This window comes from Methylopila sp. 73B, assembly GCF_000526315.1.
GTDB lineage: Bacteria > Pseudomonadota > Alphaproteobacteria > Rhizobiales > Methylopilaceae > Methylopila.
In genome coordinates, this window is sequence record NZ_JAFV01000001.1 from 2,570,103 (window position 1) to 2,596,180 (window position 26,078).

Sequence of the window (26,078 nt, forward strand, 5' to 3'; positions counted from 1 at the left end):
CCGCCAAACTAGGCGTCCGGACCCGGACCCGCAAGCGCGGTGGAGCTCAGGAGCCCCGATCCTCGCGCACGACCCGGACGGCGTAGACCGCGAACACCCCGGCGAGCGCGGCCGCGAGGCCGAACCAGGTGAGCGCGTATTCGAGATGACGGTTGGGGAAGGTCAGCCGCGTCTCGCCGCCCTGCGGCAGGCCGCCGGGATTGGACGCGGCGTCGGCGTCGACCGTGAACGGCGCCACGCGCGTCAGCCCGAGGCCCGCCGCGATCGCTTTCGGATCGCGCGCGAAGAACAGGCGCTTCGCGGGGTTGTCGGCAGGGGTGAAGAGGTTGCGGTCCTCCGGTCCCCGCAGGAGGCCCGTCACTGTGACCGGTCCTGCGACCTGCGTCTCCGGCCGCCGCGCCGGATCGCCCAGCGGCTCGGGCACGAAGCCGCGGTTGACGATCACGGCGGAGCCATCCGGCCGAACAAGCGGGGTCAGGACGAAATAGCCGGGACCGGACAGAGGCCCGCGGGCGTCGCTGAGCGTGACGTAGACCCGGACCTCGTTTTGGTGCGCGAACGTTCCGGTCAGGTTAACCCGACGGTAACCCCAGGCGTCAAAGTCGAGCCTCGGCCAGTCCGCTTCCGGGGGCGCCGCGACGGGCGACGCCTCGGTCCGCGCGGAGATGCGGGCGACAAGGTCGTTCTTCCAGGCGAGCCGTTCGAGCTGCCAGACGCCGAGGGCGACCAGAAGCCCGAGCGCGACCAGCGTCGCGAGCCCCGCGCCGAGAAGCCTGCGCGCCCCGGTCATCGGTCGAGCTTCGCCTCGGAGGCGGCGTTGCGGTGCTGGAGGGCGATCAGCAACCCCTTGAACAGACGCAACATTCCCAGGCAGACGATCAGCGTCAGCGGCAGCGACACCAGGAGATGAACCCAGAACGGCGGATCGAAGGTGAACTCGAACCACAGCACGAAGCCGAGTACGAGGAAGCCCGCGATCAGCGTGACGAACACCGCCGGCCCGTCGCCCGCGTCCGCGAAGCCGTAGTCGAGGCCGCACGCCGCGCAGGCCGGCGGCAGATCGATGAAGCCCTTGAACAGCTTGCCTCTTCCGCAGGCGGGGCAACGCCCCAGCAGTCCCGCGGCGGCGGCGTTGACGGGGGGCTGGGACACGGTCGGCGGGGTCATCGCGGGTCCTTGGAACGGCGAAGGGCCGCCGGCGCGACGCCGGCGGCCCTTCGGAAGCTCTGGCGCCGCGAGGGCGCCGTCGTCAATGGGCGGCGCCGTGAGCGCCGGCGCCCCAGACATAGATGGCCATGAACAGGAACAGCCACACCACGTCGACGAAGTGCCAGTACCAGGCCGCCGCCTCGAAGCCGAAGTGCTGCTTCGGGGTGAAGTGGCCGGCGTAGACGCGGGCGAGGCAGACCGCGAGGAAGATGGTGCCGACGATCACGTGGAAGCCGTGGAAGCCGGTCGCCATGAAGAAGGTCGCGCCATAGATGTTCTCGGAGAACTTGAACGCGGCCTCGGAATATTCGATCGCCTGGAACACCGAGAACAGCGCGCCGAGGCCGATCGTCAGCCACAGGGCGATCTTGAGGCTGCGGCGGTCGCCGTGCAGCAGCGCGTGATGCGCCCAGGTCACCGTGGTGCCCGACGTCAGCAGGATCAGCGTGTTGACCAGCGGCAGGTGCCAGGGGTCGAAGGTCTGGATGCCCGTGGGGGGCCACACGCCGCCGGTCGCCTCGAGCCGCTGGAACTGGTGCGCCTCGTTCGGGAACAGGGCCACGTCGAAGTAGGCCCAGAACCACGCGACGAAGAACATCACCTCGGAGGCGATGAACAGGATCATGCCGTAGCGCATGTGGATCTGCACGACGCGGGTGTGAAAGCCGGCGTGGGCCTCCTTGATCACGTCGCGCCACCAGGCGATCGCGGTGTAGAGCACGCCCGCGAAGCCGGCGACGGCGATCCACGGCGTGTGGCCGTGCATCCAGAGCACCGCGCCGACAGCCATGACGAAAGCCGCCATCGAGGCGAGGAACGGCCACGGGCTCGGGTCCACAAGGTGGTAGTCGTGATGCTTGGCGTGGGCGTCGGCCATGGTCGTCTCCCCGTTATTGTCCTTCGGACCGCGGCGTTCGAAGCGTCGCGTCCCGGTGAGCGTCTAGAGTTTCGGTCGGTCGTCCTTCACGGCGGCGAGCGGCTTCGGGCCTTTCGCCGGGAAGAACGTGTAGGACAGCGTGATCTGCTTCACGCGGTCGAGCTCGCGCTCGTCCGCGATCGTCGGATCGACGAAGAATGCCACCGGCATGTCGATCTCGTCGCCCGGCTTCAGCGTCTGCTCGGTGAAGCAGAAGCACTGCAGCTTGGCGAAGTAGGCCCCGGTCGTCTCGGGCGTAACGTTGTAGGTCGCGGTTCCCGACAGTTCGCGGTCCGAGCGGTTCCGGACCTTGAAGTTCACCAGCTTCGTCTCGCCGACCTTCACCGTGGTCGTCGTGATCTCCGGCCGGAAGTCCCAGTCGAGCCCCGGGGCGACGTTGCCGTCGAACCGGACGATCATCGTGCGGTCCAGCGCCGCCTCGGGCGCGCTCTTCGCGACCTGCGTGGTGCCGTCGAAGCCGGTCGCGCGGCAGAACATGTCGTAGAGCGGCACCGCGGCGAAGGCCGCGCCGACCATTACCGCGACGAACACGCCGCAGGCCGCGGCCACGTTGCGGTGGCGGCGGTCGAGATCGGTCTGGGTCTTCGGCGCCTGTTCGGTCACCGCTCGGTCTCCACGCTCACAGGGGCCGGTTGAGGACGTTTCCGCCCAGTTTGAAGATTGTCACCAGCCAGAACAGCACCACCAGCGCGCCCAGCGCCCAGGCGATGGCGACGTTCCGCCGCCGCCGCTGACGCTGCTGCTCCGCGGTCAGGCGGACGCCATCCTCCTCGGCCATCACATCCAGCCATCGAACGGCGCGGTCAGCGCCGCGACCCCGAGGCTCTTTTCGATCAGGATCGTGGCGAACAGCGCCGTCAGGTAGAACAGCGAATAGGCGAACAGCTTGCCCGCGGCGCGGCGCGCCGGGACGCCCTCACGCAGCCGGTAGACCCGCCAGGCGAAGCCGACGAAGGCGAAGCCGGCGGCGCTCGACAGCGCCAGATAGGCCCAGCCGCCGAGCCCGATCGCGGCCGGCAGCACGCCGAGCGGCGCCAGCGCGATCGAGTAGAGCAGGATCTGCTTGCGGGTCTCGTCCTCGCCGGCGACCACGGGAAGCATCGGCACGCCGGCCCGCGCGTAGTCCTCGGACTTGATCAGGGCGAGCGCCCAGAAGTGCGGCGGCGTCCACATGAAGATGATGGCGACGAGCGTCGCGCTCTCGAGCCCGACGGTCCCCGTCGCCGCCGCCCAGCCGATCATGGGCGGCAGCGCGCCGGCGAGTCCGCCGATGACGATGTTCTGAGGCGTCCAGCGCTTCAGCCACATCGTGTAGACGACGACGTAGAAGAAGATGGTGAAGGCGAGCAGCCCGCCCGCCAGCCAGTTGGTGGCGAGGCCGAGCAGCATCACCGAAACGCCGGAGAGCAGCAGGCCGAAGCCGAGCGCCTCGCCCGGCGCGACCCGGCCCGCCGGGATCGGGCGGTTCTGGGTGCGGGTCATGACCGCGTCGATGTCGGCGTCCCACCACATGTTCAGCGCGCCCGAAGCCCCCGCGCCGACGGCGACGCAGAGCAGCGCGATCGCGCCGAGCACAGGGTGGAGGCCGCCGGGAGCGGCGACGAGACCAACGAGCGCCGTGAAGATCACGAGCGACATCACCCGCGGCTTCAGGAGCGCGACGAAGTCCTCCACGCCCGCGAGGCTCGGGCCGGGGCCCGTCAGCGTCGGGGCGTCGAGATGATCGTCGTGAGCGAGGGACATGACGGGGTACGCGCCTGACTTGAGGTTGAGCCCGGTCGGGGCGAGAGCGGCCGGAGGGGCGAAGCCCGCCCGGCCGCTCGGAAGGTCACTTCACGCGGGGCAGCGTCTCGAACTGGTGGAACGGCGGGGGCGAAGGCAGCGTCCACTCAAGCGTCGTGGCGCCCGGACCCCAGGGGTTATCGCCCGCCACGCGCTTCTTCGAGAAGGCCTCGAACACGCCGTAGAGGAAGATGAACACGCCGACCGCCGAGATGTACGAGCCGACCGAGGACACGAAGTTCCAGCCCGCGAACGCGTCGGGATAGTCGACGTAGCGGCGCGGCATGCCCGACAGGCCAAGGAAGTGCTGCGGGAAGAACACGAGGTTCACGCCGATGAACGTGACCCAGAAGTGCGTCTTCGCGATCGTCTCGTTGTACATATAGCCGAACATCTTCGGGAACCAGTAGTACCAGCCCGCGAAGATGGCGAACACGGCGCCGAGCGACAGCACGTAGTGGAAGTGCGCCACCACGTAGTAGGTGTCGTGCAGCGAGCGGTCGATGCCGGCGTTGGACAGCACCACGCCGGTGACGCCGCCGAGCGTGAACAGGAAGATGAAGCCGATCGCCCAGTACATCGGGGCGCGGAGGCTGATCGAACCGCCCCACATCGTCGCGATCCACGAGAATATCTTCACGCCCGTGGGGACCGCGATGACCATCGTGGCGAACACGAAGTAGGCCTGCGTGTTCACGGAAATGCCGGTGGTGTACATGTGGTGCGCCCACACGACGAAGCCGACCACGCCGATCGCGACCATGGCGTAGGCCATGCCGAGGTAGCCGAACACGGGCTTGCGCGAGAAGGTCGAGATGATGTGGCTGATGATGCCGAAGCCCGGCAGAATCAGGATGTACACTTCCGGGTGCCCGAAGAACCAGAACAGGTGCTGGTAGAGGATCGGGTCGCCGCCGCCGGCCGGCGAGAAGAAGGTCGTGCCGAAGTTGCGGTCGGTGAGCAGCATGGTGATCGCGCCGGCGAGAACCGGGAGCGAGAGCAGCAGCAGGAATGCGGTCACGAGCACCGCCCAGGCGAACAGCGGCATCTTGTGCAGCGTCATGCCCGGGGCGCGCATGTTGAAGATCGTCGTGATGAAGTTGATCGCGCCCAGGATCGACGACGCGCCGGCGATGTGAAGGCCGAGGATAGCGAAGTCCATGGCCGGGCCGGGCTGGCCGCTCGTGGAATAGGGCGGGTAGATCGTCCAGCCGCCCGAGACGCCGTGCGAGCCGGGCGCGCCCTCGACGAAGAGCGAGGTGATGAGCAGGCCGACCGCGGGGATCAGCAGCCAGAAGGAGATGTTGTTCATGCGCGGGAACGCCATGTCGGGCGCGCCGATCATGAGGGGCACGAACCAGTTGCCGAAGCCGCCGATCATCGCGGGCATCACCATGAAGAAGATCATGATGAGGCCGTGCGCCGTGGTGAAGGCGTTGAACGTGTTCGGGTTCGTGAAGAACTGCATGCCCGGCTGCTGCAGCTCGAGGCGGATGCCGATCGAGAGCGCGCCGCCCAAGATCCCCGCGCAGATCGCGAAGATCAGGTACATCGTGCCGATGTCTTTGTGGTTCGTCGAATACACGTAGCGCCGCCATCCCGTCGGATGGTCGTGCCCCGGGTGCGTCGTCCCGTGGGCGTGAGCCGCAGTGGCCATAGCCTCGTCTCCCTGACTCAAGTCTTTTTCGGGCGGTCGATCAGCGCTGCGCGACGGTCGCGCCGCCCTGCCCGATCGACGCCTCGAGCAGCTTCTTGGCTTCTTCGGTGTCCGACTTCGCGGCTTCGAGCCAGCGGCCGTACAGCTCCTCGTTCACCACCCGGATCACGATCGGCATGAAGGCGTGGTCCTGGCCGCAAAGCTCGGAGCACTGGCCGTGGTAGACGCCTTCCTTGTCGGCCCGGAACCAGGTCTCATTGTTGCGGCCTGGAACGGCGTCGACCTTCACGCCGAAGGACGGCATGGCGAAAGAGTGGATCACGTCCTCGGAGGTCACCTGCACGCGGACCACCTTGCCGACCGGAACCACGGCCTCGTTGTCGACGGTGAGCAGCCGGGGCTGGCCGGGCTTGAGGTCGCTGTCCTGCGCCATCACGGCGGTCAGCGTCAACTCGTCGGCGTCGGGATAGACGATGTCCCAGTTCCACTGGCGGCCGACGATCTTGATGTTCAGATCGCCCGGGGGCGGGGTGTACTGGGCGTAGAGGAGGCGGAAGGACGGCACGGCGATCGCGACCAGGATCAGCACCGGCGCGATCGTCCAGACCACCTCGAGCATCGTGTGATGCGTGGTCTTGGATGGAACCGGGTTCTTATCCTCGCGAAAGCGCACGACCACGTAGATCAGCAGCGCCAGAACGAACAGCGTGATGACCGTGATGATCGCCAGGATAAAGTTATGGAAATCGTGGATCTGCTCGAAGATCGGCGTGACGGCGTCCTGGAAGCCGACCTCCCACGGGCTGGGCTGGCCGGCGGCGGCCAGCGCCGGGGCGGCGCCAAGGATCGAGGCCGCGGCGGCGGCGATCGTGAGCGTCGTCAGACGTCCGGTTGGAAACATGCCAGCCTCTCGTCGCTTCCCAAGGGCCGGTTTCGCCCTTTTTGTTGTCTTGTCATGCCCCTGCCAGACGGAGCGAGCCCGCCAATGGTCGGAGCCGGTCAGGCCCAAGCGGCCGGCCCGCGCGGACGAATCCGTGCGTGCGGCAGGCTGTAGGGGGTCTAACCTGCTTTCTTGAAATCATAAAGGTTGCGCAAGCTCAATGTGGCGCCTCAGTGACTTCCATGCGGCATAAGGGCGCGAAAAACCACAGTCCCGAGACGGCCTTGGGCGGGCGGGCGTCAGCTTGACACGCCGCCCCGCTCTGCTACGCCCGAGCGGTCCGTATCCGGAGACCGCCCCACGTGCCTCGCATCCGTTCGCTGGCGCTCGCCGCCGCAGCCGCTCTGATCGGACTCGCGCCAATCGCCGCCGTCGCCCAGGGCGCGGTGAAGGCCACCCACGGCGATTGGCAAATGCGCTGCGACACGCCGGCGGGCGCGCAGGGCGAGCAGTGCGCGCTGATCCAGAGCGTCACCGCCGACGACATGCCGAACGTCGGCCTCACGGTCATCGTCCTGAAGACCGCCGACAAGAAGAGCCGCCTCCTGCGCGTGCTGGCGCCGCTCGGCGTGCTGCTGCCGTCGGGACTGGGGCTGCGGATCGACCAGAACGAGGTGGGACGCGCCGGCTTCGTCCGCTGCCTGCAGAACGGCTGCGTGGCCGAGGTCGTGCTCGAGGACACGCTCGTCGGCCAGTTTCGCAACGGTCAGAGCGCGACCTTCATCATTTTCCAGACCCCCGAAAAGGGCATCGGCATTCCGGTGTCGCTGAAGGGCTTCGGGCCGGGCTACGACGCCCTGCCCTGAGGGACTGCGCGATCTAAAGTCGCTCCAGGACGATCATCACAATCCCGTAGACGATCATGACCGCGCAGAACGCCTGCGCGGCGCGCGACGTGCGTCGTGGCGCAGGCGTCGGCTCGGGGACCGAGACGCGGCGGCCGAAGGCCGGCCGGCTTGGGTGCGCCGGCGGCGACGGCGGCGGGCGAAGGCGCTTGAAGGTGCGAGCGGGGTCAGCCATGGCGACCGCGGAGATACCGTCGCCGACGCCGGCCGCAAGCTCGAGCGGCCACACGTAGTGAACGATCGATAATTTCTGGACGCCGGCCGTTAACCGTTTCGTGAGGCGCCGCAGGCCTCTCGCACGGCGTCGGCGACGGCCGTCACGAAACGCGTCTGGCCTGCGAGCGCGGCGCCGTCCAGCGCGGTCACCGGCATTACGAGCCGGACGCTGTTGGTGGCGAAGACGGCGTGGGCCTCGCTCAAGTCATCGCGCGTCAGCGGCCGCTCCAGCGGCGTGAGGCCCAACGCGGGGGCAAGCTTCAGCACGAGCCGCCGCATGATCCCCGGCAGCACGCCTTCGGAGACCGGCGGGGTTGCAAGCGTCCGTCCGAACAGCGCGAAGAGGTTCGCCATCGACGTCGATGCGGCGCGGCCGTGGACGTTGAGCATCAGCGCGTCGTCCGCGCCCGCGCTCCGCGCCTCGTCATAGGCCAGCACGCTGTCGAGATAGGACAGCGTCTTGGCGCGCGACGCGAAGGACGTCGGGTTGCGCTGGACCGAAACCGTGGCGAGCCGGATCGGCGCGCCGAGGGTCGCCCAAGGGAACGGCGTCCGCGCGGCGATCACGGTCGGCGCGCAGGCATCGGGGATCGCGAGCCCGCGCGCGCCCGCGCCGCGGGTGACCGTGAGGCGAACGACTGCGTCGCCGCCCTCCCCCGCCAGAGCCGCCACTTCCGCTTCGAGCATGGCGCGGTCGACCGGCAACCGGATTTCGGCCGCGGATTGGACCATGCGGTCGAGATGGGCCTCGAGCGCGGCGGGACGGCCGCCGAACACCGCGATGGTTTCGAACAGCCCGTCGCCGAGCGTCAGGCCGCGGTCGGCTAGGTCGAACGGCGCGACCCCAGCCACCGCGGCGCCGTTCAGGCGAGGCACGGCGCGCGCGCCTCCGCCATGGCCAGGAAGTTTCGGAGCAACGCGTGCCCGCGGTCGGTGAGGATCGACTCCGGATGGAACTGCACGCCGACCGTCGGATGCTCCGCGTGCGCCACCGCCATGACCTCGCCCTCCTCGGAGGTCGCCGTCACGCGCAACGGCCCGGCGTAGCCCTCGTCGAACTCGACGATCAGGGAGTGATAGCGGCCGACGGTCAGCGGGTCGGGAAGCCCGGCGAACAGCCCGTCGCCGTCATGCGCGACGCGGGAGGCGCGGCCGTGCAGCGGACGCTGGGCGCGCACGACGCGGCCGCCGAAGACCTCGCCGATCGCCTGGTGGCCGAGGCAGATGCCGAGGATCGGCACCGCGCCCGACAGCGCCCGGATCAGCGGAAGCGACACGCCGGCTTCGGTCGGGGTGCAGGGACCGGGAGAGACGATCACCGCCTCCGGCGTCATCGCCGCGATTTCCTCGACGCCGATCGCGTCGTTGCGCACGACCTTCACGTCGCGACCGAGCTCCTCGACGTAGCGGGCGACGTTGAAGACGAAGGAGTCGTAGTTGTCCACGACGAGGATCATCGGAGCCCTCCGGCGGCCGCGCGCGGCGGCTCGCCGCCGTCCTTCGTCGCGGCGAGCCCCCCGCCGAAGGCGTCGAACACCGCGCGGGCCTTGGTCAGCGTCTCGTCGTATTCGGCGCGCGGGTCCGACAGCGCGGTGATGCCGCCGCCGGCCTGGAACAGGGCCTTTCCGCGGGCGAGGGTCGCCGTGCGGATCGCGATGTTGAAGTCGGCGTCGCCGGCGAATGAGATCCAGCCGATCGAGCCGCAATAGACGCCGCGGGCGTGGCGCTCCAGTTCGGCGATGATCTCCATGGCGCGCAGCTTGGGCGCGCCGGTGATTGAGCCACCGGGAAAGCTCGCCCTGAGCAGGTCGGTCACGCCCAGCCCTTCACGCAGCCGCCCGGTCACGACGGAGACCAGGTGATGGACGGAGGCGTAGGTCTCGAGCCCGCACAGCGTCGGGACCTCGACCGTGCCCGGCCGGCAGACCCGCGACAGGTCGTTGCGCAGCAGGTCGACGATCATGACGTTCTCGGCCCGGTCCTTCTCTGAGGCGAGCAGAGCGCGGGAGGACGAGCCGTCGGCGTGCGGGTCCGCCCAGCGCTTGGCTGTGCCCTTGATGGGCCGCGCCTCCACACGGTCGCCCTCGACCGAGACGAAGCGCTCCGGCGAGCTTGAGGCGAGCACCACGTCGCCGAAGGCGAGATAGGCGGCGAAGGGCGCGGCGTTGCGGGTGCGCAGGCGGCGGTAGAACGCCCAGGGATCGAAGCCCGCCGGGAGATCGGCCAGGAAGCGTTGGGCGACGTTCGCCTGAAAGATGTCGCCCGAGAGCACGTAGTCGACCGTGCGCGCGATCGCGCGCTCGTAGTCCTCGCGGGTGAAGTTCGAGGCGAAAGCGATCGGTTGGGCGGAGACGGCGGCGCGCGCGACGACGGGGGCCGCGAGCCGCTCCAGCACCAAGTCCGCGCGGGCGTCCGCGCGGACCGCGCGGGCCTGTGCGTCGCGCTCCGGCGCACCGGTCGAGACCAGCCACGCCTTCCCCTTCGCGTGATCGCAGGCGATCACCCAGTCGTAGAGCGGCAGCACCGCGTCCGGAACGCCGAGATCGTCCACTTCAGGCGCCGGCAGCCGCTCCAGACGGCGCCCATAGTCGTAGGAGATGAAGCCCGCCGCGCCGCCCTGGAACGGCGGAAGGTCGGGATGAGCCGGCGCGCGTTCGGCCGCGAGCGCCCGCTCCAGCGCCGCGAGCGGATCGCCCTCGATGACCTGGCCGCCGATCCGCGCTCCGGCGGCGTCGACCTCCAGAACGGCGTAGGGGTCGGCCGCGAGGTAGGAGAAGCGGCCGAGCTTCGCGTGCGGCATCGCGCTGTCGAGGAAGACGAGATGCGGCAGTCCAGCAAGGCGTTCCGCCAGCGCAGGCATGTCCGTCGTCTGAAGCTCCGCGATGCGCATCGTCCGTCCGCACTCCGGCGCCGCCGGTCGCCGGCCGCGCGTGTCGTCTCTTATGATAAGCGCGCTCAAGCCCTGCGTCATGTGCGGCGCGGCGATGCATAGCCGGGGACCGCTTGCGAAGGCGAGCCGCAGAGCGCCACATGCGCGGCGAACCTCCCGCCGGAGCCGCCTCATGGAACATCCCGCAGCACCCGGACCGTTGATCGGCATCCTCGTCTTCCTCGTGGCGGCGGTCGTCGCCGCGCCGATCGCCCGCCGGCTGGGGCTGGGCGCCGTCGTCGGCTACCTTGCGGCCGGCGTGGTCGTCGGCCCCGCGGCGCTTGGCTTCTTCCGGGACCCGGAGCAGGTGCTGCAGCTCGCCGAGCTCGGCGTCGTCATGCTGCTGTTCCTGATCGGGCTCGACCTCAGGCTCGAGCGGCTGATCGCGCTCCGCCGCTACGTCGTCGGCATGGGCGGCGGCCAGATCGTGGGAGCGGCCCTCGCCGTAGCGCTGCTCGCCTACCTCGGTGGCTGGGCGGCCCCCTCGGCGCTTGCGATCGGCGTCGCGCTCTACTCTTCCGCCACCGCCATGGCGCTGCAGATCCTCGACGAACGCGGCCATCTCAATCGGCCTTACGGCGAGAAGACCTTCGCGGTGCTGCTGGCGCAGGACATCGCCGTCGTCCCGGCGCTGGCGCTCATTCCGTTTCTCGGCGCGCCGGCGGGGGCCCCGAGCGAGAGCTGGGGCCACACCCTGGCCTCCGCGGCGATCGCCGTCGCCGCTCTCGCCGGCATCGTGGTCGCGGGGCGCTATCTGCTCGATCCCATGTTCCGCCTGCTGGCGCGCACCGGCGCGCGCGAGGTGATGACCGCCGCCGCGCTGCTCGTCGTGCTCGGCGCGGCGGAAGTCGCGCACGCCGCGGGCTTGTCGATGGCGCTCGGTTCGTTTCTCGCCGGAGTGCTGCTCGCGACCTCATCCTACCGGCATGAGCTCGAAGCCGACGTCGAGCCATTTCGCGGGCTGCTGATCGCCCTGTTCTTCATGGGCATCGGCATGACCATCGACGTCGGCGTGGTCTGGAACCGACTGCCGCTGCTGCTGGCCGCCACGGTCGGCTATCTCGCGCTCAAGGTCGTTATCGCAGGCGTCCTCGCCCGCCTGTTCGGCGCCTCCTTGCCGGACGCGATCCGGATCGGCTCGCTGCTCGCGGCGGCCGGCGAGTTCGTGTTCGTGCTCGTTCCGCTGTCGCTGAGCAACGGGCTCATCGACGCCGAGACGGCAAGCCTGTTGTCCGCGATGGCGGCGCTCAGCCTAGTCGCGGCCCCGCCGCTTGCGGCGCTCGCCGAGCAGTTCGCCGCAAAGGCCGAGCCGACAATGCCCGAGCCGGACGAGGACTTCGAGGGAGCCAAGGGGCAGGTGCTGGTGATCGGCTTCGGCCGCGTTGGCCAGATCGCGTCGCAGCTGCTCCTGGCGGAGGGCGTCGAGACGACGCTGATCGACGGCAACCCGGAGCGGGTCTTCCAGGCCGCCCAGTTCGGCTTCAAGGTCTATTATGGCGACGGCTCGCGCCTCGACGTGCTGCGGGCGGCGGGCGCGGACAAGGCGCGCGCCATCGTGGTCTGCGTCGATGATCGCGAGACCGCGAAGCGCATCGTCGAGTTGATCCAGTCGAGCTTCCCGCTCACCGAGTTGGTGGTGAAGGCCTACGATCGCGGGCACGCCCTCGATCTCTACGGCATGGGCGTCGCCAACGTCGTGCGCGAGACCTTCGAGAGCGCGCTCGTCATCGGGCGCATGGCGTTGGAGGCGGTCGGGGTCGACGCCGAGCGCGCGCTCGAGATCGAGGAGGACGTCCGGCGCCGCGACGCGGAGAAGCTCGACGTTCAGCGCGTCGAGGGCATCTACGCCGGGCGCGACCTCACCTACACCAACAAGCCGACGCCCCAGCCGCTGGCGCAGCCAAAGCGGAAGGGGGCCGTTGTCGACGACGCGGCGACGCCCGCCCCGGCCCCGGCGGAGTGAGTGGCGGCCCCGACCGCCGCGGGTTAGGGTGGTTAAGGCTCGGCTCAGGAGAGACGCGATGTTCGACATGTTCGAGCTGATCCGGCGAACGCAGGGCGGCGGCGCCTTCGACCACATCGCCCGCGCCTACGGCATGACGCCGGAGCAGATGCGGGCCGCGACCGCCGCGTTGACGCCGGCCTTCGCCCAGGGCTTTCAACGCCAGTCTCAGAGCGACGCCGCCGCGCGACGGCTGCACGAGTTGATGGGCGCGGAAACCTACGCGCGCGCCTTCGAGGCCCAGGCGGCGGCGCTCGACCCCCGCGCCAAGAGCGCCGGCGAGGACGCGCTCGGCGCCCTGTTCGGCTCGAAGGACGTGTCGCGCGCCGTGGCCGCGCAGGCCGCCGCGGCCTCCGGCGTGCAGGCCGACATCATTCGCAAGGTGATGCCGGTGCTGACCAGCGTTTTGATCGGCGGGGTGATCAAAGCGGCTCAGGCCTCGCAGGCGGGAGCGCCCGAGGCGGCGAGCGGCGGCCCGTTTCCCGGGCCCTTCGGCGCGTTCTGGAACGAGCTGCTGCGCGACTCGACCCGCCGCCCGGAAGCCGACGCCGCCGACGACGCGCCGCGCAATCCGTTCACCGACTGGGCGAGCGCCTTCCAGCCCGAGTCCGCCAAGGCGGAGGACGACAAGACCGAGGGCCGCAGGACCGAAAACGCCGGGAGCGACGGCGGAGCCGTTTCGAATCCGATGGGCGAGATGATGGCGGAGATGTTCGGGGGGATGTTCGGCGCGCGGGCGGCGGCCCAGCCCGAGCCGCGGGAGCCAACGCCCGACCCGGTCGAAGCTCCGGCTCCGAAGCAGGGCGAGCCCGCCGGGACGACGCCGTTCGACCAGATGCTCGAGACGAGCCGTGAGCTCTCGGCGCAGAACGCCCGCGCCATGGAGCAGATCTTCGAGACCTTCTTCAGCGAGCCGAAAGGCGGGCCGCGCAAGCCGCCCGCCTGATCCGCCGTCGCGTCAGTCCGCGCAGGTCTCGCGCGGCAAACTCCGCCGCGCCTGGACCGCCTCGCGCCGACGCGAGATCCGCCACCGCAGGTGCGCCTTCTCCGACGCGCGCCGTTCGACCGCCAGCACGGTGAGCCGAACGGTCGGGTCGCGCCACAGCGGCTCGGACGCGGCCATTCCGACGTCCGCGCGGGTAAGGCCGATATCGGCCAGCATCTTGTCGTCGAGGCCCGCGAGTTCGCCGAGCTTGCGGTGGTTGTTCCACGCCACGGCCGCGGCGAAGGCGGTTCGCATGAGCGCCTGGACCTTCACGAGGGCGACCTTCGCCGGAGTGATCCGGGCGGGCGTCAGGCTCTCGATGGACGGCAGGGACATAGCAACCTCCTCGCGCCGGGACGACGTCTCTCACCTTTTGAGGGGCGGTCCGCCGCTCGGATCGTCCGAGCCGCTTGAAAACCGCCGCCGGCCACCCGGGGACGAGCGAACCTTGCCTGACCCGCATTGATCAGTGAAACGAATGTTCCTAATATAGGTCATCAGATCCCGTGATGGGCGTTAGAGGCCCGGACTGTGGAGCCGCCATGACCGCTCTTCTCGACGTCGACCAGCTGAAGACCTTCCTCGCCATCGTCGACACAGGCTCGTTCACCCGCGCGGCCGACGTGGTGCACAAGACCCAGTCCGCGGTCTCGATGCAGATGAAACGGCTGGAGGAGAGGATCGGGCGGGCGATCTTCGCGCGCGACGGTCGCGGAAACCGGCTGACGGAAGACGGCGAGCGACTGCTGGATTACGCCCGGCGCATCGTCCACATCTCCCGCGAGGCGGTCTCCGCCTTCGCCGACGACGCGCTGACCGGCCGGGTGCGGCTGGGCGTGCCGGACGACTACGCCGAGCGCTACCTGCCCGAGATCCTCGCCCGCTTCTCGCGTTCCAATCCGCGCGTGGAGGTGTCGGTCGTCTGCGAGCCGACGAGCCATCTCATCGGCTTCATCGCGCGCGACGATCTCGACCTCGCCATCATCACCCACGCCTCCCGCAAGCCCGTCGGCGAGATCATCCGGCAGGAGCCGCTGCTGTGGGTGACCTCGCAGCGCGCGCTGGTGCATGAGGAGCAGGTGCTGCCGCTCGCGCTCGGCACCGCCGCCTGCGAGTGGCGCGAGACCGCCATCGCCAAGCTGGAGGCGATGGGGCGGCAGCACCGGGTGCTCTATTCCAGCTGCAACTTCACCGCGGTCGGCTCCGCGGTGCTGGCGGGGCTCGCGATCTCGGTGCTGCCGGAATCGGCGCTTCGGCCGGGCATGCGGGTGCTCGGATCGGCCGAGGGCTTCCCTTCGCTGCCCACCTGCAAGATCGCGTTGCTGCGCAACACCGGATCGCTGACCGAGACGGCGCAGGCGCTCGCCGACCACATCGTGGCGAGCCTCGACAACATGTCGGCGAACTATGAGGACCGCGCGATCGCCGCGGAGTGAGCGCCCGCTGCGGGCAGTTTACGCCGAAACGTTCGTCGCCCGCGTGACGATGCGCTCGCCTTCGATCTCGGCTTCGATCGTCACCGCCATGTTCGCCGCCTTGGCGACGAGGCCCGCATAGAACGGCTGGATGACGTGGGCGTCGACCCGGTCGTCCGGCGCGCGGCCCGCCAGCAGGTCGACCACGTTGCCGGGCACGCGGGCGGTCGGGCCCGTCGCGACGATGCGGAACGCGGTGGCGTCGCCCTCGCCTTCCGACGTCACGGCGATGACGCCGCCGCGCGGAATGGTGGTGGTCGCGACCAGCACCAGGTTGAGCAGCAGCTTGACCTTGTTCTTGAGAAGCAGCTGGCGCGGCGCTTCCCAGGTGAGCTTGGTTTTCTGGTCCTCGATGAAGCCGCGCGCGACCTGCTCGGCGTCGCCGAGGTCGAGCATGGCCGCCGCCGAACCCGCCGCGCCGAAGGCGATGCGGCAGAACTGCAGGCGGGCGGAGGCCTGCGCCGCGCTCTTCTTGATCAGGTCGAAGGCGAAGCCGCGCATGCCTTCGTCTTTTTCGTCCTCGAGAATCTCGAGGCCGTTGACGATGGCGCCCACCGGGCTGATCACGTCGTGGCAGACCCGGCTCGCGATCAGCGCCGCGAGGTCGAGGGCGTCGAGCGTGATCACGCCCGAAGGCGGCGTCGCATCGGAGGTTGACATGGGGGCTCCTGCCGGCGCTTTGGGAGCGGTTTCCGGGCCGGCGACTCGTCGGCGCCGCCCGGCCGCGACGTCAGGCCTGATACACGCTGCGGTCTCCGCCCTCAAGCCGAAGCCTTCGGGAAGGACACAGTGCCCATGACCGACCTCGCGCTGCTCCAGGCGCTCGGCGCCCTCTGCGTCGAGGCCGGCCGGGCGATCCTGGACGTCTACGACGCCGAAGCCATCGTGGTGCGTTCGAAGGACGACCGCAGCCCGGTGACCGACGCCGACGAGCGCGCGGAGGAGATCCTCCACGCCGGCCTCGCCAAGCTGTTCCCCGGCGTGACGGTCATCGCCGAGGAGGCGACCTCCCGCGACGGGGCGCCGGCGGAGGCGCCGGAGAGCTTCCTGCTGGTCGACCCGCTCGACGGCACGCGCGAGTTCATCAACCGCAATGGCGAATTCACGGTTAACGTGGGGTTAATCTCACGCGGCGCGCCCGTGCTCGGCTGCGTGCACGCGCCGGCGCTCGGCGCGACCTGGATCGGCGCGGTCGGCCTCGGCGCCTGGAAGGCCGAAGCGGCGGTCCGCGAAGTCGCCGCCCCGGCCGCCTATCGACCGATCGCCGTCCGGCCGCGCCCGGCCGCCGGCCTTTGCGCGGTCGCGAGCCGCAGCCATTCCGACGCCGAGACGGAGGCGTTCCTCGAAAAGCTCGGCGTCGTCGATCGCCGCTCGGCGGGGTCGTCGCTGAAGTTCTGTCTGGTCGCGGAGGCCGCGGCCGACGTCTACCCGCGCTTCGGCCCGACCATGGAGTGGGACACGGCGGCGGGCCACGCCGTGCTCGCCGCCGCCGGCGGCGCGGTGACCCGGCCGGACCTGACGCCGTTCGACTACGGCAAGGCGGACGTCGGCTTCAGGAACGGCGGCTTCGTCGCCTGGGGCGCGCGGGGCTGACCGCGCGCGGACGCGCCTCTCAGGGCGTGAGGTCGCGCTCGACGGCGGGCCATTCGGCGACGGCCGGCGCAGGATCGACGAAGGTGTCGCGGGCGTCGGGCGAGCGGAACAGGTAGAGCCGGTCGCGGAGCACCGCGAAGACCTGCGGATGCCCCGCCGCCGCGCGGCCACGCGCGACCGCCAGAGGATCGTAGCCGCCGAACTGGGGGGCGTAGACCTGCGGGGCGCTGAGGAAGGCGGCGCGGTTCGCGGCGCTGGCGAACCGCCAGGCGGCCCCTCCCCATTCCGCCTCGAACAGCCCCTTGCCCAGCACCGGTCGGCCTTCGGTGAAATAGGCGACGGGGTCGTAGCCGAACAGCGCGATGCCGCTGGCGGGATCCGCCACCACGCGCTCGTTGAGCCCCGGCGTCGCGGCCGCCGGCGCGGCGCAGGCCAGCCCGGCGCAGAGCGCGCCGAAGGCCAGAACGCCGGGCAGGGTCGTCTTGAGCGCCACGGGCTGAGCGTCTCCTCGCGAGGTTCGCCGGAATGGGAACCGTCCTCAGGATCGGTGATAAACCCGCGGCGTTCACCTTTGAGTAAAGCCGATCGCTCAAATTCTACGAATCGGCGCGAATCCGTTTCCGCGGACATCGCGCGCTCACGTGAAAAGGACGTACGCGATGACGTGGAAGACCCTCGTCGCGGCCGCGACCCTCCTCGCAGGCTTCGCCGCCGCGACCACCGACGCCTCCGCCCAATACGCCGGCCCGCGGGCCGAGAACGCCGCCTACTCCGACCGCCAGTACGGCGGCGCGAGCGACACCTTCTCCGCCTCCGAGATCGTCGAGAAGGGCCACGGCTTCTTCGGCTCGATGTCGCGCGGCCTCGCCGGCATCGTCGAAAAGGCCACCAGCCAATGGGGCGAGCCCAACGGCTACATCCTCGGCGAGGAGGCGGCCGGCGCCTTCGTGGGCGGCCTCCGCTACGGCGAAGGCAAGCTCTTCACCCGCGGCGAAGGCGAGCAGCGCGTTTACTGGCAAGGCCCCTCGCTCGGCTTCGACTTCGGCGGCGACGGCGCCCGGACGATGATCCTCGTCTACAACCTGCGCGCGCCCAACGCGATCTTCAGCCGCTTCGCCGGCATCAACGGCTCGGCCTATCTCGTCGGCGGCCTCGGCATGACGGCCCTGAAGGACTACGACACGGTCCTGGTGCCGATCCGCACCGGCCTCGGCGCGCGCCTCGGCGTCAACGTCGGCTACCTGAAGTTCACGCCGACCTCGACCTGGAACCCGTTCTGACGCCGGTTGCGGCGCATCGCATGGACGGACGTCGGCCGGTCTCCGGCCGTCGCCCGGCTTTATGTCGCGCCGCCCCTGTGCCATCGTGAGACCCGCGAGGATCGCGGGCGCGCCCGCCGTCCGCACCCGCAAAGCGCGACGGCCGAAGGGCTGAGCGCTTTGGCCCGCCGAGTACGCCGCCGATGGTCGAGCCCCTTCTCTATGCTTCGCTCGGAGCCTGCGTCGCGGGCCTCATCGGGCTGTTGCTGCTCCCCGCCATCTGGGCGCGCGCGGTCCGTCTGACGACACGCCGGCTCGTGGGCCGGCTTCCCGTTTCGCTCGACGAGATCGTCGCCGCGCAGGACCGCCTGCGGGCGGAACATGCGGTGGGCGTCCGCGCTGTCGAGCGCCGCGCCGAAGCCGCCGCCGAGGAGGCCGCCCGCGAGCGCATCGCCGCCGGCCGGGCCCGCTCGCACGAGATGGGCCTGAAACTCGAGATCGCGAAGCTGAAGGAGAGCGTGGCGGCGCTCGAAGCCCACGGCGCGGCGGTGCGCGGCGACCTCGACCGCACCGGCGCGGAGGCCGCGGAGATCGCGAAGACGCTTGACGCCGAACGCGCGGCTTCGGTCACGGCGCGGCGCGAGGCCGACGAGGCGCGCAAGGCGCTGTCCGAGCTGGAGATGGCGCGCGACGCGATGCGCGTGGAGCTGGCGGCGACCGAGGCCGAGCTCGCCTCCACCCTGGCGCAGCAGGCGGCCTCCGAACGCGAGATCGCCCGGCTGCGGGGCGCCGTGCAGGCCGGCGAAGCGGCGGCCTCCGGCGTGGCGGCCACGATCGAGGTCGAGCGGTCGCGCGCCGGCGAGGCCGAGGCCGCGCGGCTCGCCGCCGAACGTCGGCTCGCCACGGAAATCGAAAGTTTCGTCGCGTTTCGCGCCGACGCCGCGCGCCCCGCCGCCGCGGGCGCTCCGGCGGACGCCGGCCTCGCCGCGCTCCGCGCGCGTCTGGACGAGCTGGCCGACGAGATCGTCCGCGCGAGCGGCGCTCCTCGCCCGCCGGAGCCCCCGCGCTCCCGGACGCCGCTGCAGCAAGCGGCCGAGCGCGTCCGCCTCGGCTCGCTCGTCGGCGGCGAGATCGGCGCGCAGTAGGACGGCTCGTTTCGGCCGCTGCGCGCCGTGGCTGGCGTTTCATCCTGAAGCCCACCCCACCCGGCCGGCCTCCGGCCGTCCACCCTCCCCTGTCCCAGGGGAGGGATCCCCGCGGCTGGATCTGCAACGGTTCAGGATGGAACGCGGGGATCCCTCCTCGCGCCGAAGGCGTGGGGAGGGTGGCCCCGCGACAGCGGGGTCGGGTGGGGCCTTGGGACGTCGAACGCGACCTTACCCACGCCGCTCGTCGAGCGCCCGCACGATCGTCTCCAGCACGCCGTCGATGTTCTCGTCCACGTCGACGTTCCAAAACCTGAGCGTCCGAAATCCCAGCGCAGACAAGGCCGCATCCCGTTGATCGTCGCGTTCCGCTTCGAACGCGTGCTGGCCGCCGTCGATCTCGACGATCAGCTTCTGCCGCAGGAAGGCGAAATCGGCGACGACCCCGCCCAGCGGGGGCTAACGGCGGGGGTGGAGGCCGAGAGCGCGCAGCTCCCTGAGCCGCACCCAGAGCCTGACCTCCTGGGGCGTCATCCGTTTGCGCAGGGCGCGGGCGCGCTCGACCGACATCACGGGAGAGTAGCAGGCGCGAAAAGGCGGCGGACAGCTTTCTTCGGAAGCCCACCCCACCCGGCCGGGCTTCGCCCGTCCACCCTCCCCTGTTCCAGGAGAGGGATTCCCGAGCCCGTTTTGGGAGAACGCTCAGAACCGCAGCGCGCGGGCCTGCTTGACGTGCTCGAGGGCCTGGACCTGGGCCACGACGGCGTCGGAGATGTCGCCGTCGATCTGGACGATGGCGATGGCGTCGCCGCCCGCCGCCGCGCGGCCGAGGTTGAAGGTCGCGATGTTGACGCCCGCGGCGCCCAGCGTCGCGCCGAGCGCGCCGACGTAGCCCGGCTTGTCCTCGTTGGTGACGTAGAGCATCGACGGGCCGAACGACGCCTCGATCTCGATGCCCTTGATGTCGATGATGCGCGGCTTGCCGTCCGCGAACACCGTCCCGGCCACATGGCGGGTGACGTCGCCGGTGGTGACGGTCAGCCGGATCACGCTGTCGTAGGTCTCGGCGGCCTCGCGCAGAACCTCTTCGATCGCCACGCCGCGCTCGCGGGCGATGACAGGGGCCGAAACCATGTTGATGTCGGCGAGCTGCGGCTTCAGCAGGCCCGTGACCGCGGCGGAAGTGAGCGCGCGGGTGTTCATGCCCGCGACCAGGCCTTCGTACTCGATGCGGATCGCGGTGACGCCGGCCTCGGTGAGCTGGCCCGCGAAGGAGCCGAGCTTCTCGGCGAGCGCCACGAAGGGCTTCAGCCGCGGCGCCTCCTCGGCCGTGATCGACGGAGAGTTGACGGCGTTCGAGACCGCGCCGCGCAGCAGGTAGTCCGACATCTGCTCGGCGACCTGGAGGGCGACGTTCTCCTGCGCCTCCGTGGTGGCCGCGCCGAGATGCGGCGTGCAGACGACCGCGGGGTGGCCGAACAGCGGGTTCTCGGTCGCGGGCTCGGTCGTGAACACGTCGAAGCCCGCGCCCGCCACATGGCCGGCGTCGAGCGCCTCGCGCAGCGCCGCCTCGTCGACGAGGCCGCCGCGGGCGCAGTTGACGATGCGCACGCCCTTCTTCATCCGGAACAGCGCCTGCCGGTCGATGACGTTGCGCGTCTTCTCGGTCAGCGGCGTGTGCAGGGTGATGAAGTCGGCGCGGGCGAACAGCTCGTCGAGCTCGACCTTCTCGACGCCGAGGTCCTGGGCGCGCTCCGGCGACAGGAACGGGTCGAAGGCGATGACGCGCATCTTCAGGCCGATGGCGCGCTCGGCGACGATCGAGCCGATGTTGCCGCAGCCAATGATGCCGAGCGTCTTGGAGGTGATCTCCACGCCCATGAAGCGGTTCTTCTCCCACTTGCCGGCCTGGGTGGAGGCGTCGGCTGCGGGGATCTCGCGGGCGACCGCGAACATCATCGCGATGGCGTGCTCGGCGGTGGTGATCGAGTTGCCGAAGGGCGTGTTCATCACGATCACGCCCTTCGCGGTGGCCGCCGGCAGGTCGACGTTGTCGACGCCGATGCCGGCGCGGCCGATCACCTTCAGGCGGCTCGCGTTGGCGAGGATCTTCGGCGTGACCTTGGTGGCCGAGCGGATCGCGAGCCCGTCGTAGTCGCCGATGACGGCGGCGAGCCTGTCCTTGTCCTTGCCGAGGTCGGGCTGGAAATCGACCTCGACGCCGCGATCCTTGAAGATCTGGATCGCGGCGGGGGAGAGCTTGTCGGAGATGAGGACGCGGGGCGCCATGGGAGGTTTTCTCTCGTGTTCACCGGCGCCTTGATCTGGTCAGCCGGCTCAGGTTTTCCGATAGAACGGCTGGACGTCGCGCGTGAAGTAGTCGTCCAGGGGCGATCCGGGGATGGAGACGAAGTCGATCTCGTCGGTCGGCTTGGCGGCCTCGGACAGCACGTCCTCGACCTGGTCGAGGACTTCGTCGAGGTCGCCGTCGACTACGAGGCCGACGACGAGGCGCCGCACGCCGCGCGCGTCGGGCGTGATCGCCTGCGCCACATGGGCGGCGCGGACGGTCGGCATGGTGGCGAACAGCGCCGCGAGCGGCGTCGTCAGATGGGTCGGCGTCGGGGACGGCTTGCCGACGAGGGTCGGGAGGTCGTCCTCTTCGTCCTCGTCGCCGAGCTCGCGCTCGAAGCCGTCGGCCGCCCGCACGAAATCGCCGTCGAGCATGGAGGCGACGTCCTCGGCCATGAACTCGTGGCCGGCCTCCGAACCCGGATTGAGGACGAAGTTGGCGTCCTCGATCTGCGAGACGATCTGCTTGAAGCTCTGCCGGACGATCATCAGCTGCTCGTCCGGGAACATCGCCTTCACCCGCGTGTCCGACGTGAACACCGGCACGAAGCTGATGTCCTCGTGGGTCACCTCGGGCACGGCGTAGCCGGCGCCCTTGCCCTCGTTCGGATCGATCAGCGCGAACGACAGCTCCGCGTCGAGGAACGACTTCAGGAAGGCGACGCGCTGCTCGGGCTCCTCGAGCGCGCGGAGGAGCGACTTTTCGAGGGCGTTTTCGGGCGTGAACATGGGCTGGGCTCCGGGTCTTCTGGCGGCGGGCGGTCAGAGAAAGCGACGTCGTCCCCGCCTTAACGGGCGTCCTTGACTGGAATGCGAAGGTAGGACTGATCGGCCCGAAGTCATGATCAGCCCGGAGTCATGGTCCGCGCGAAGTCATGGACGCCCGGCTCGAAGGCCGGCGGCCCGTCGCGGCGCGTGGCCGCGACGACGCCTGTCAGGTCCCGAAGCTCAGGCCGCCTTGGCGAGCGCCGGGGACAGCTGCGCGTAGGCCCAGTCGAGCCAGGGCAGCAGGGCCTCGACGTCGGACGGCTCGACCGTCGCGCCGCACCAGATGCGCAGGCCGGGAGGCGCGTCGCGGTAGGCGCCGAAGTCGAAGGCCACGCCCTGCTTCTCCAGCAGCGCGACGAAATCCTTCGCGAAGACGGCCTGCTTCTCGAGCGGCGCCGCGGCGAGCGCGGGATCGGCGAACACCAGGCAGACGCCGGTGTTGGTGCGGGTCGCGTCGTCCGCGGCCAGGACCTTGAGCCAGGGCGTCCGGTCGACGAAGTCGTAGACGGCCTTGGCGCTGGCGTTGGAGCGGGCGATCAGGCCCTTGAGGCCGCCGACCGACTTCGCCCAGGTCAGCGCGTCGATGTAGTCCTCGACGCATAGCAGCGACGGCGTGTTGATGGTCTCGCCCTCGAACAGGCCCTCGTCGAGCTTGCCGTTCTTGGTCATGCGGAACAGCTTCGGCAGCGGCCAGGCCGGCGTGAAGCTCTCCAGGCGCTCGACCGCGCGCGGCCCGAGGATGAGGATGCCGTGGGCCGCCTCGCCGCCCATGACCTTCTGCCAGGAGAAGGTCACGACATCGAGCTTGTCGTAGTCGAGCTCCATCGCGAAGGCGGCCGAAGTCGCGTCGCAGATGGTGAGGCCGGCGCGGTCGGCCGGGATCCAGTCGTGGTTTGGCACGCGGACGCCGGCGGTGGTGCCGTTGAAGGTGAAGACGACGTCGTTGTCGAAGTCGACGGCGGCGAGGTCCGGCAGCTTGCCGAACTCGGCGACGACCGCCTTGGTGTTCGGCAGACGGAGCTGCTTCACCGCGTCGGTGACCCAGATCGCGCCGAAGCTCTCCCAGGCGAGCACCTCGACGCCGCGGGCGCCGAGCATCGACCACATGGCCATCTCGACGGCGCCCGTGTCGGAGCCCGGAACGATCGCGATGCGGTGGGTCGCGGGAACCTCGAGGACCTCGCGGGTGAGGTCGATCGCTTCCTTGAGCTTGGCCTTGCCGGCCTTGGAGCGGTGCGAGCGCCCGAGCGCCGCCCCCTTGAGGGCGTCGAGCGACCAGCCGGGGCGCTTGGTGCAGGGTCCGGACGAGAAATTGGGATTCGCGGGGCGAACCGCGGGAACGGCAGTCGTCATGGTCCATCCTTCCAGATGGTCAGCCCCTCGTTGGGGAGGGGTGGCCCGGCGCGGGAGATACGTCCCGGGGACCGACGTCGTCAAGCGAATTGAGCGGAATAAGGAGCCGTCCGGACGAACGAAAGCGGCGGGGCCCCAGGGATCCCGCCGCTTGAAGATTTGGCGCTGAAGGCCTGAGCCGAAAGCTCAGTCGAGCATGTAACGCACGCCGAGACGAACCTCGTTGGCCTGAAGGTTCTTGACCTTGACCTTGCCGCTGTCGCCGGCCGCCGTGTAGCTCTTCGACTTCACGTCGCCGAGGTTGACGTAGCGGTAGTTGGCGTCGATCACGATGTTGTCGGAGACCTGGTAGCCGACGCCCGCCATGAGCGCCCAGGCCAGGTTCCAGTCCGAGCCCGAGCCAGGGCCGTCGGCATAGCCCGTCTCGCCGGGGTTCTTCGAGCGGAAGCCGCTCATGTGGATGCGCGACGCGCCGATGCCGGCGCCGACGTAGGGCGTGAAGCCTTCCCAGGTGCCGAGGTCGAAATAGGCGTTGGCGAGGAAGGTCAGAGCCGAGATCTTGCTCTTCTCGATCGACGAGGACGACGACCCGCCGCAGCTCGGGCAGCCAAGGCGGCCCTTGAAGTCGGCCTTGGTCTCGTAGTCCACGGTGACGTCGGTGCGGACCCAGTTGTTCCACTTGTAACCGGCGCCGCCGCCGATGATGAAGGCGTCGTCGAGATCCTCGTCCTTGTACTTGGAGAGGCCCTGGTCCTTGAAGAACGCGTTGTCGTAGGACGCAGAAGGCTTGCGATAGAACTTGTAGCCGACGTCGCCGCGGAGATACCAGCTGGAGCCGAACTCGACCGGCTCCGGAACCGGCTCCAGCAGCGGCGGTTCGGGGAGATCGGCCGCGAGACCCGCAACCGGGGCGAACGCGACTGCGAGCGCGCCCGCGAGCGCGTAGGTCATCAATTTGGCCATACCGCCAGTTCCTCAGAAGTGCAGCGCATCGCCGCTTGCGAGAGGCGCGTTCATGTCACGACTGCAAATCTGGCGTGTATTCGTTAAAAACCATTTAACCTTAACTTTTAACCCTTGCGTCCTGACCTGCCAAAGACGTCACTGACGTGTTTCGGCAACACCCCGCTCGCGGGGATTGCAGCGGGCGCAAGCTGCTGCTGGGCCTCGCAATTTCCGCGAGACGCGCAGGCGCGCCGACGCGGCCGGCGGGCCTTCATCAGGAAGATTACGGAGAAGCGCTCAGGCCGCGGCGGCGCGGATCACGTCCGCGACGTTCGCCACCACGTCGTTGACGAGGTCGCGGTCGTCGCCTTCCGCCATCACCCGGATCACCGGCTCCGTGCCGGAGGGCCGGATGACGAGCCGCCCCTCCCGGCCGAGGCGCTCGGTCGCCCTGGCGATCGCGACGCGGACCGCGTCGTCGTCCAGCGGCCGCCCGCCGGCGTAGCGCACGTTCTTCATCACCTGCGGCAGCGGCTCGAAGCGGTGACAGATCTCGGAGACCGGCTTTCCGGCCCTCTGGACCACCGACAGCAGTTGCAACGCCGCCACCACCCCGTCGCCCGTCGTGGCGTAGTCCGACAGCACGATGTGGCCGGAGGGCTCGCCGCCGAGGTTGTAGCCCTGCGCGCGCATGCGCTCGACCACGTAGCGATCGCCCACCGGGGTCCGCTCCAGCGTCAGTCCGATCGAGGTGAGGTAGCGCTCGAAGCCGAGGTTGGACATCACGGTCGAGACCAGCCCGGGCGCCGAGAGGCGTCCGTCCTCCGACCAGGAGGCCGCGACCACCGCCATCAACTGGTCGCCGTCGACCACATGGCCCTTCTCGTCGATGATGATGACCCGGTCGGCGTCGCCGTCGAGCGCGATGCCGATGTCGGCCCGGGTCTCGCGCACCTTCTCGATCAGCGCGTTCGGCGCGGTGGAGCCGACGTCCTTGTTGATGTTCACGCCGTTCGGCTCGACGCCGAGCGTGATCACCTCGGCGCCCAGCTCCCACAAAGCTTCGGGCGCGACCTTGTAGGCGGCGCCGTTGGCGCAATCGACCACAACGCGCAGCCCCTCGAGCGACACGGCGCGGTTGAGCGTGCGCTTGGCGAACTCGATGTAGCGGGCCTGCGCGCCTTCGATGCGCTTCGCCCGGCCAAGCGCGGGGCTGTCCGCGAGCTTCGGGCCGAGGTCTGCGTCGAGCAGCGCCTCGATCTCCAGCTCGACCTCGTCGGACAGCTTGTAGCCGTCCGGGGCGAACAGCTTGATGCCGTTGTCGTCGTAGGGGTTGTGCGAGGCGGAGATCATCACGCCGAGGTCGGCGCGCATGGAGCGCGTGAGCAGCGCGACCGCGGGCGTGGGCATCGGCCCGAGCAGCAGCACGTCCATGCCGACGGAGGTGAAGCCGGCCTGAAGCGCGCTTTCGATCATGTAGCCGGACAAACGGGTATCCTTGCCGATCACCACCCGGTGGCGGTGGTCGCCGCGGCGGAACGCGATGCCGGCGGCCATGCCCACCTTCATCGCGAAGTCCGGCGTGATCGGAAACTTGTTCGCGCGGCCGCGGATGCCGTCGGTGCCGAAATACTTGCGCGTCATCGGGCGCTCCTCGAATCGCGCGCGGCCGATCGCCGGCTCACT

At 69.8% G+C, this 26,078-nt stretch carries 28 protein-coding genes; 7 read left to right on the forward strand and 21 right to left on the reverse strand.

Going from position 1 to position 26,078, the window contains the following annotated elements:
• Positions 1-46: 46 nt before the first annotated feature.
• The 8 genes from K244_RS0112365 to coxB all read right to left on the reverse strand — a co-directional run bounded on the left by K244_RS0112365 (position 47) and on the right by coxB (position 6,486).
• Entirely contained in the window at positions 47-790 is a 744-nt protein-coding gene (locus tag K244_RS0112365) for an SURF1 family protein (RefSeq protein ID WP_020186583.1), read from the reverse strand.
• Entirely contained in the window at positions 787-1,167 is a 381-nt protein-coding gene (locus tag K244_RS0112370) for a DUF983 domain-containing protein (protein ID WP_024816478.1), read from the reverse strand. The genes K244_RS0112365 and K244_RS0112370 overlap by 4 nt, the downstream gene beginning before the upstream one ends.
• An 82-nt stretch (positions 1,168-1,249) precedes the next feature.
• Positions 1,250-2,086, reverse strand: coding sequence for a cytochrome c oxidase subunit 3 (locus K244_RS0112375; protein ID WP_020186585.1), 837 nt, complete (start codon positions 2,084-2,086; stop codon positions 1,250-1,252).
• A 63-nt stretch (positions 2,087-2,149) separates the two neighbouring features.
• Entirely contained in the window at positions 2,150-2,749 is a 600-nt protein-coding gene (locus tag K244_RS0112380; RefSeq protein WP_020186586.1) for a cytochrome c oxidase assembly protein, read from the reverse strand.
• Between the two features lie 16 nt (positions 2,750-2,765).
• Positions 2,766-2,924 carry a hypothetical protein gene (locus tag K244_RS23945; RefSeq protein WP_020186587.1) on the reverse strand — a complete coding sequence of 53 codons (159 nt, stop codon included), beginning with the start codon at positions 2,922-2,924 and terminating at the stop codon, positions 2,766-2,768.
• The gene (locus K244_RS0112390) at positions 2,924-3,889 is read right to left on the reverse strand and encodes a heme o synthase (RefSeq protein ID WP_020186588.1); all 966 of its coding nucleotides are present in this window, start codon (positions 3,887-3,889) and stop codon (positions 2,924-2,926) included. Before K244_RS0112390 ends, K244_RS23945 begins: the two co-directional genes overlap by 1 nt.
• Before the next feature lie 85 nt (positions 3,890-3,974).
• Positions 3,975-5,585 (reverse strand): cytochrome c oxidase subunit I, encoded by a 1,611-nt coding sequence (gene ctaD, locus K244_RS0112395; protein WP_020186589.1) that lies wholly within the window; start codon positions 5,583-5,585, stop codon positions 3,975-3,977.
• A 40-nt stretch (positions 5,586-5,625) separates the two neighbouring features.
• Positions 5,626-6,486, reverse strand: coding sequence for a cytochrome c oxidase subunit II (coxB, locus tag K244_RS0112400; protein ID WP_020186590.1), 861 nt, complete (start codon positions 6,484-6,486; stop codon positions 5,626-5,628).
• Between the two features lie 350 nt (positions 6,487-6,836).
• On the opposite strand from coxB, the gene K244_RS0112405 reads away from it, so the two are divergent.
• Entirely contained in the window at positions 6,837-7,331 is a 495-nt protein-coding gene (locus tag K244_RS0112405) for an invasion associated locus B family protein (RefSeq protein ID WP_245259814.1), read from the forward strand.
• Between the two features lie 13 nt (positions 7,332-7,344).
• Here K244_RS0112405 and K244_RS0112410 read toward each other — a convergent pair whose 3' ends face one another.
• The 4 genes from K244_RS0112410 to pabB all read right to left on the reverse strand — a co-directional run bounded on the left by K244_RS0112410 (position 7,345) and on the right by pabB (position 10,476).
• On the reverse strand, positions 7,345-7,545 hold the full coding sequence (locus K244_RS0112410) for a hypothetical protein (protein ID WP_155931726.1): 201 nt from the start codon (positions 7,543-7,545) through the stop codon (positions 7,345-7,347).
• An 89-nt stretch (positions 7,546-7,634) separates the two neighbouring features.
• Entirely contained in the window at positions 7,635-8,462 is an 828-nt protein-coding gene (locus tag K244_RS0112415; protein ID WP_020186593.1) for an aminotransferase class IV, read from the reverse strand.
• Positions 8,450-9,043: an aminodeoxychorismate/anthranilate synthase component II gene (locus K244_RS0112420; RefSeq protein WP_020186594.1), complete on the reverse strand. Its 594-nt coding sequence runs from the start codon at positions 9,041-9,043 to the stop codon at positions 8,450-8,452. Before K244_RS0112420 ends, K244_RS0112415 begins: the two co-directional genes overlap by 13 nt.
• Positions 9,040-10,476 carry an aminodeoxychorismate synthase component I gene (pabB, locus tag K244_RS0112425; RefSeq protein WP_020186595.1) on the reverse strand — a complete coding sequence of 479 codons (1,437 nt, stop codon included), beginning with the start codon at positions 10,474-10,476 and terminating at the stop codon, positions 9,040-9,042. The genes K244_RS0112420 and pabB overlap by 4 nt, the downstream gene beginning before the upstream one ends.
• A gap of 172 nt (positions 10,477-10,648) precedes the next feature.
• On the opposite strand from pabB, the gene K244_RS0112430 reads away from it, so the two are divergent.
• Both K244_RS0112430 and K244_RS22725 read left to right on the forward strand, forming a co-directional pair.
• Positions 10,649-12,478, forward strand: a complete 1,830-nt coding sequence (locus K244_RS0112430; protein ID WP_024816479.1) for a monovalent cation:proton antiporter-2 (CPA2) family protein — start codon at positions 10,649-10,651, stop codon at positions 12,476-12,478.
• 58 nt (positions 12,479-12,536) lie between these two features.
• On the forward strand, positions 12,537-13,463 hold the full coding sequence (locus K244_RS22725) for a DUF937 domain-containing protein (RefSeq protein WP_020186597.1): 927 nt from the start codon (positions 12,537-12,539) through the stop codon (positions 13,461-13,463).
• A gap of 12 nt (positions 13,464-13,475) precedes the next feature.
• On the opposite strand, the gene K244_RS22730 is transcribed toward K244_RS22725, so the two are convergent.
• The gene (locus K244_RS22730) at positions 13,476-13,838 is read right to left on the reverse strand and encodes a DUF1127 domain-containing protein (protein WP_020186598.1); all 363 of its coding nucleotides are present in this window, start codon (positions 13,836-13,838) and stop codon (positions 13,476-13,478) included.
• A gap of 206 nt (positions 13,839-14,044) precedes the next feature.
• On the opposite strand from K244_RS22730, the gene K244_RS0112445 reads away from it, so the two are divergent.
• A complete protein-coding gene (locus K244_RS0112445; protein ID WP_020186599.1) occupies positions 14,045-14,938 on the forward strand; it encodes a LysR substrate-binding domain-containing protein in 894 nt (297 codons plus the stop codon).
• An 18-nt stretch (positions 14,939-14,956) separates the two neighbouring features.
• On the opposite strand, the gene K244_RS0112450 is transcribed toward K244_RS0112445, so the two are convergent.
• Positions 14,957-15,637 (reverse strand): histidine phosphotransferase family protein, encoded by a 681-nt coding sequence (locus K244_RS0112450; protein ID WP_020186600.1) that lies wholly within the window; start codon positions 15,635-15,637, stop codon positions 14,957-14,959.
• Positions 15,638-15,772: 135 nt separating this feature from the next.
• Between K244_RS0112450 and cysQ the strand changes: the two genes are divergently transcribed.
• The gene (cysQ, locus tag K244_RS0112455) at positions 15,773-16,570 is read left to right on the forward strand and encodes a 3'(2'),5'-bisphosphate nucleotidase CysQ (protein ID WP_020186601.1); all 798 of its coding nucleotides are present in this window, start codon (positions 15,773-15,775) and stop codon (positions 16,568-16,570) included.
• Between the two features lie 19 nt (positions 16,571-16,589).
• Here cysQ and K244_RS0112460 read toward each other — a convergent pair whose 3' ends face one another.
• On the reverse strand, positions 16,590-17,063 hold the full coding sequence (locus tag K244_RS0112460; protein WP_020186602.1) for a YHS domain-containing (seleno)protein: 474 nt from the start codon (positions 17,061-17,063) through the stop codon (positions 16,590-16,592).
• 166 nt (positions 17,064-17,229) lie between these two features.
• Here K244_RS0112460 and K244_RS0112465 point away from each other — a divergent pair, with 166 nt between their 5' ends.
• A complete protein-coding gene (locus K244_RS0112465; RefSeq protein WP_020186603.1) occupies positions 17,230-17,850 on the forward strand; it encodes a DUF1134 domain-containing protein in 621 nt (206 codons plus the stop codon).
• A gap of 182 nt (positions 17,851-18,032) precedes the next feature.
• A complete protein-coding gene (locus K244_RS0112470) occupies positions 18,033-18,974 on the forward strand; it encodes a hypothetical protein (protein WP_020186604.1) in 942 nt (313 codons plus the stop codon).
• Positions 18,975-19,205: 231 nt separating this feature from the next.
• Here the strand turns inward: K244_RS0112470 and K244_RS24200 are convergent, their stop codons facing one another.
• The 6 genes from K244_RS24200 to glmM form a co-directional block, all read right to left on the reverse strand.
• The gene (locus tag K244_RS24200; RefSeq protein WP_280949671.1) at positions 19,206-19,427 is read right to left on the reverse strand and encodes a DUF559 domain-containing protein; all 222 of its coding nucleotides are present in this window, start codon (positions 19,425-19,427) and stop codon (positions 19,206-19,208) included.
• A gap of 249 nt (positions 19,428-19,676) precedes the next feature.
• Positions 19,677-21,263, reverse strand: coding sequence for a phosphoglycerate dehydrogenase (gene serA, locus K244_RS0112485; protein ID WP_020186607.1), 1,587 nt, complete (start codon positions 21,261-21,263; stop codon positions 19,677-19,679).
• Positions 21,264-21,311: 48 nt separating this feature from the next.
• The gene (locus K244_RS0112490; RefSeq protein WP_020186608.1) at positions 21,312-22,055 is read right to left on the reverse strand and encodes an enhanced serine sensitivity protein SseB C-terminal domain-containing protein; all 744 of its coding nucleotides are present in this window, start codon (positions 22,053-22,055) and stop codon (positions 21,312-21,314) included.
• Positions 22,056-22,274: 219 nt separating this feature from the next.
• Positions 22,275-23,447, reverse strand: coding sequence for a phosphoserine transaminase (locus tag K244_RS0112495; protein ID WP_020186609.1), 1,173 nt, complete (start codon positions 23,445-23,447; stop codon positions 22,275-22,277).
• Between the two features lie 186 nt (positions 23,448-23,633).
• A complete protein-coding gene (locus K244_RS0112500; protein ID WP_020186610.1) occupies positions 23,634-24,410 on the reverse strand; it encodes an outer membrane protein in 777 nt (258 codons plus the stop codon).
• Between the two features lie 279 nt (positions 24,411-24,689).
• A complete protein-coding gene (gene glmM / locus K244_RS0112505; protein ID WP_020186611.1) occupies positions 24,690-26,036 on the reverse strand; it encodes a phosphoglucosamine mutase in 1,347 nt (448 codons plus the stop codon).
• Positions 26,037-26,078: the final 42 nt, after the last annotated feature.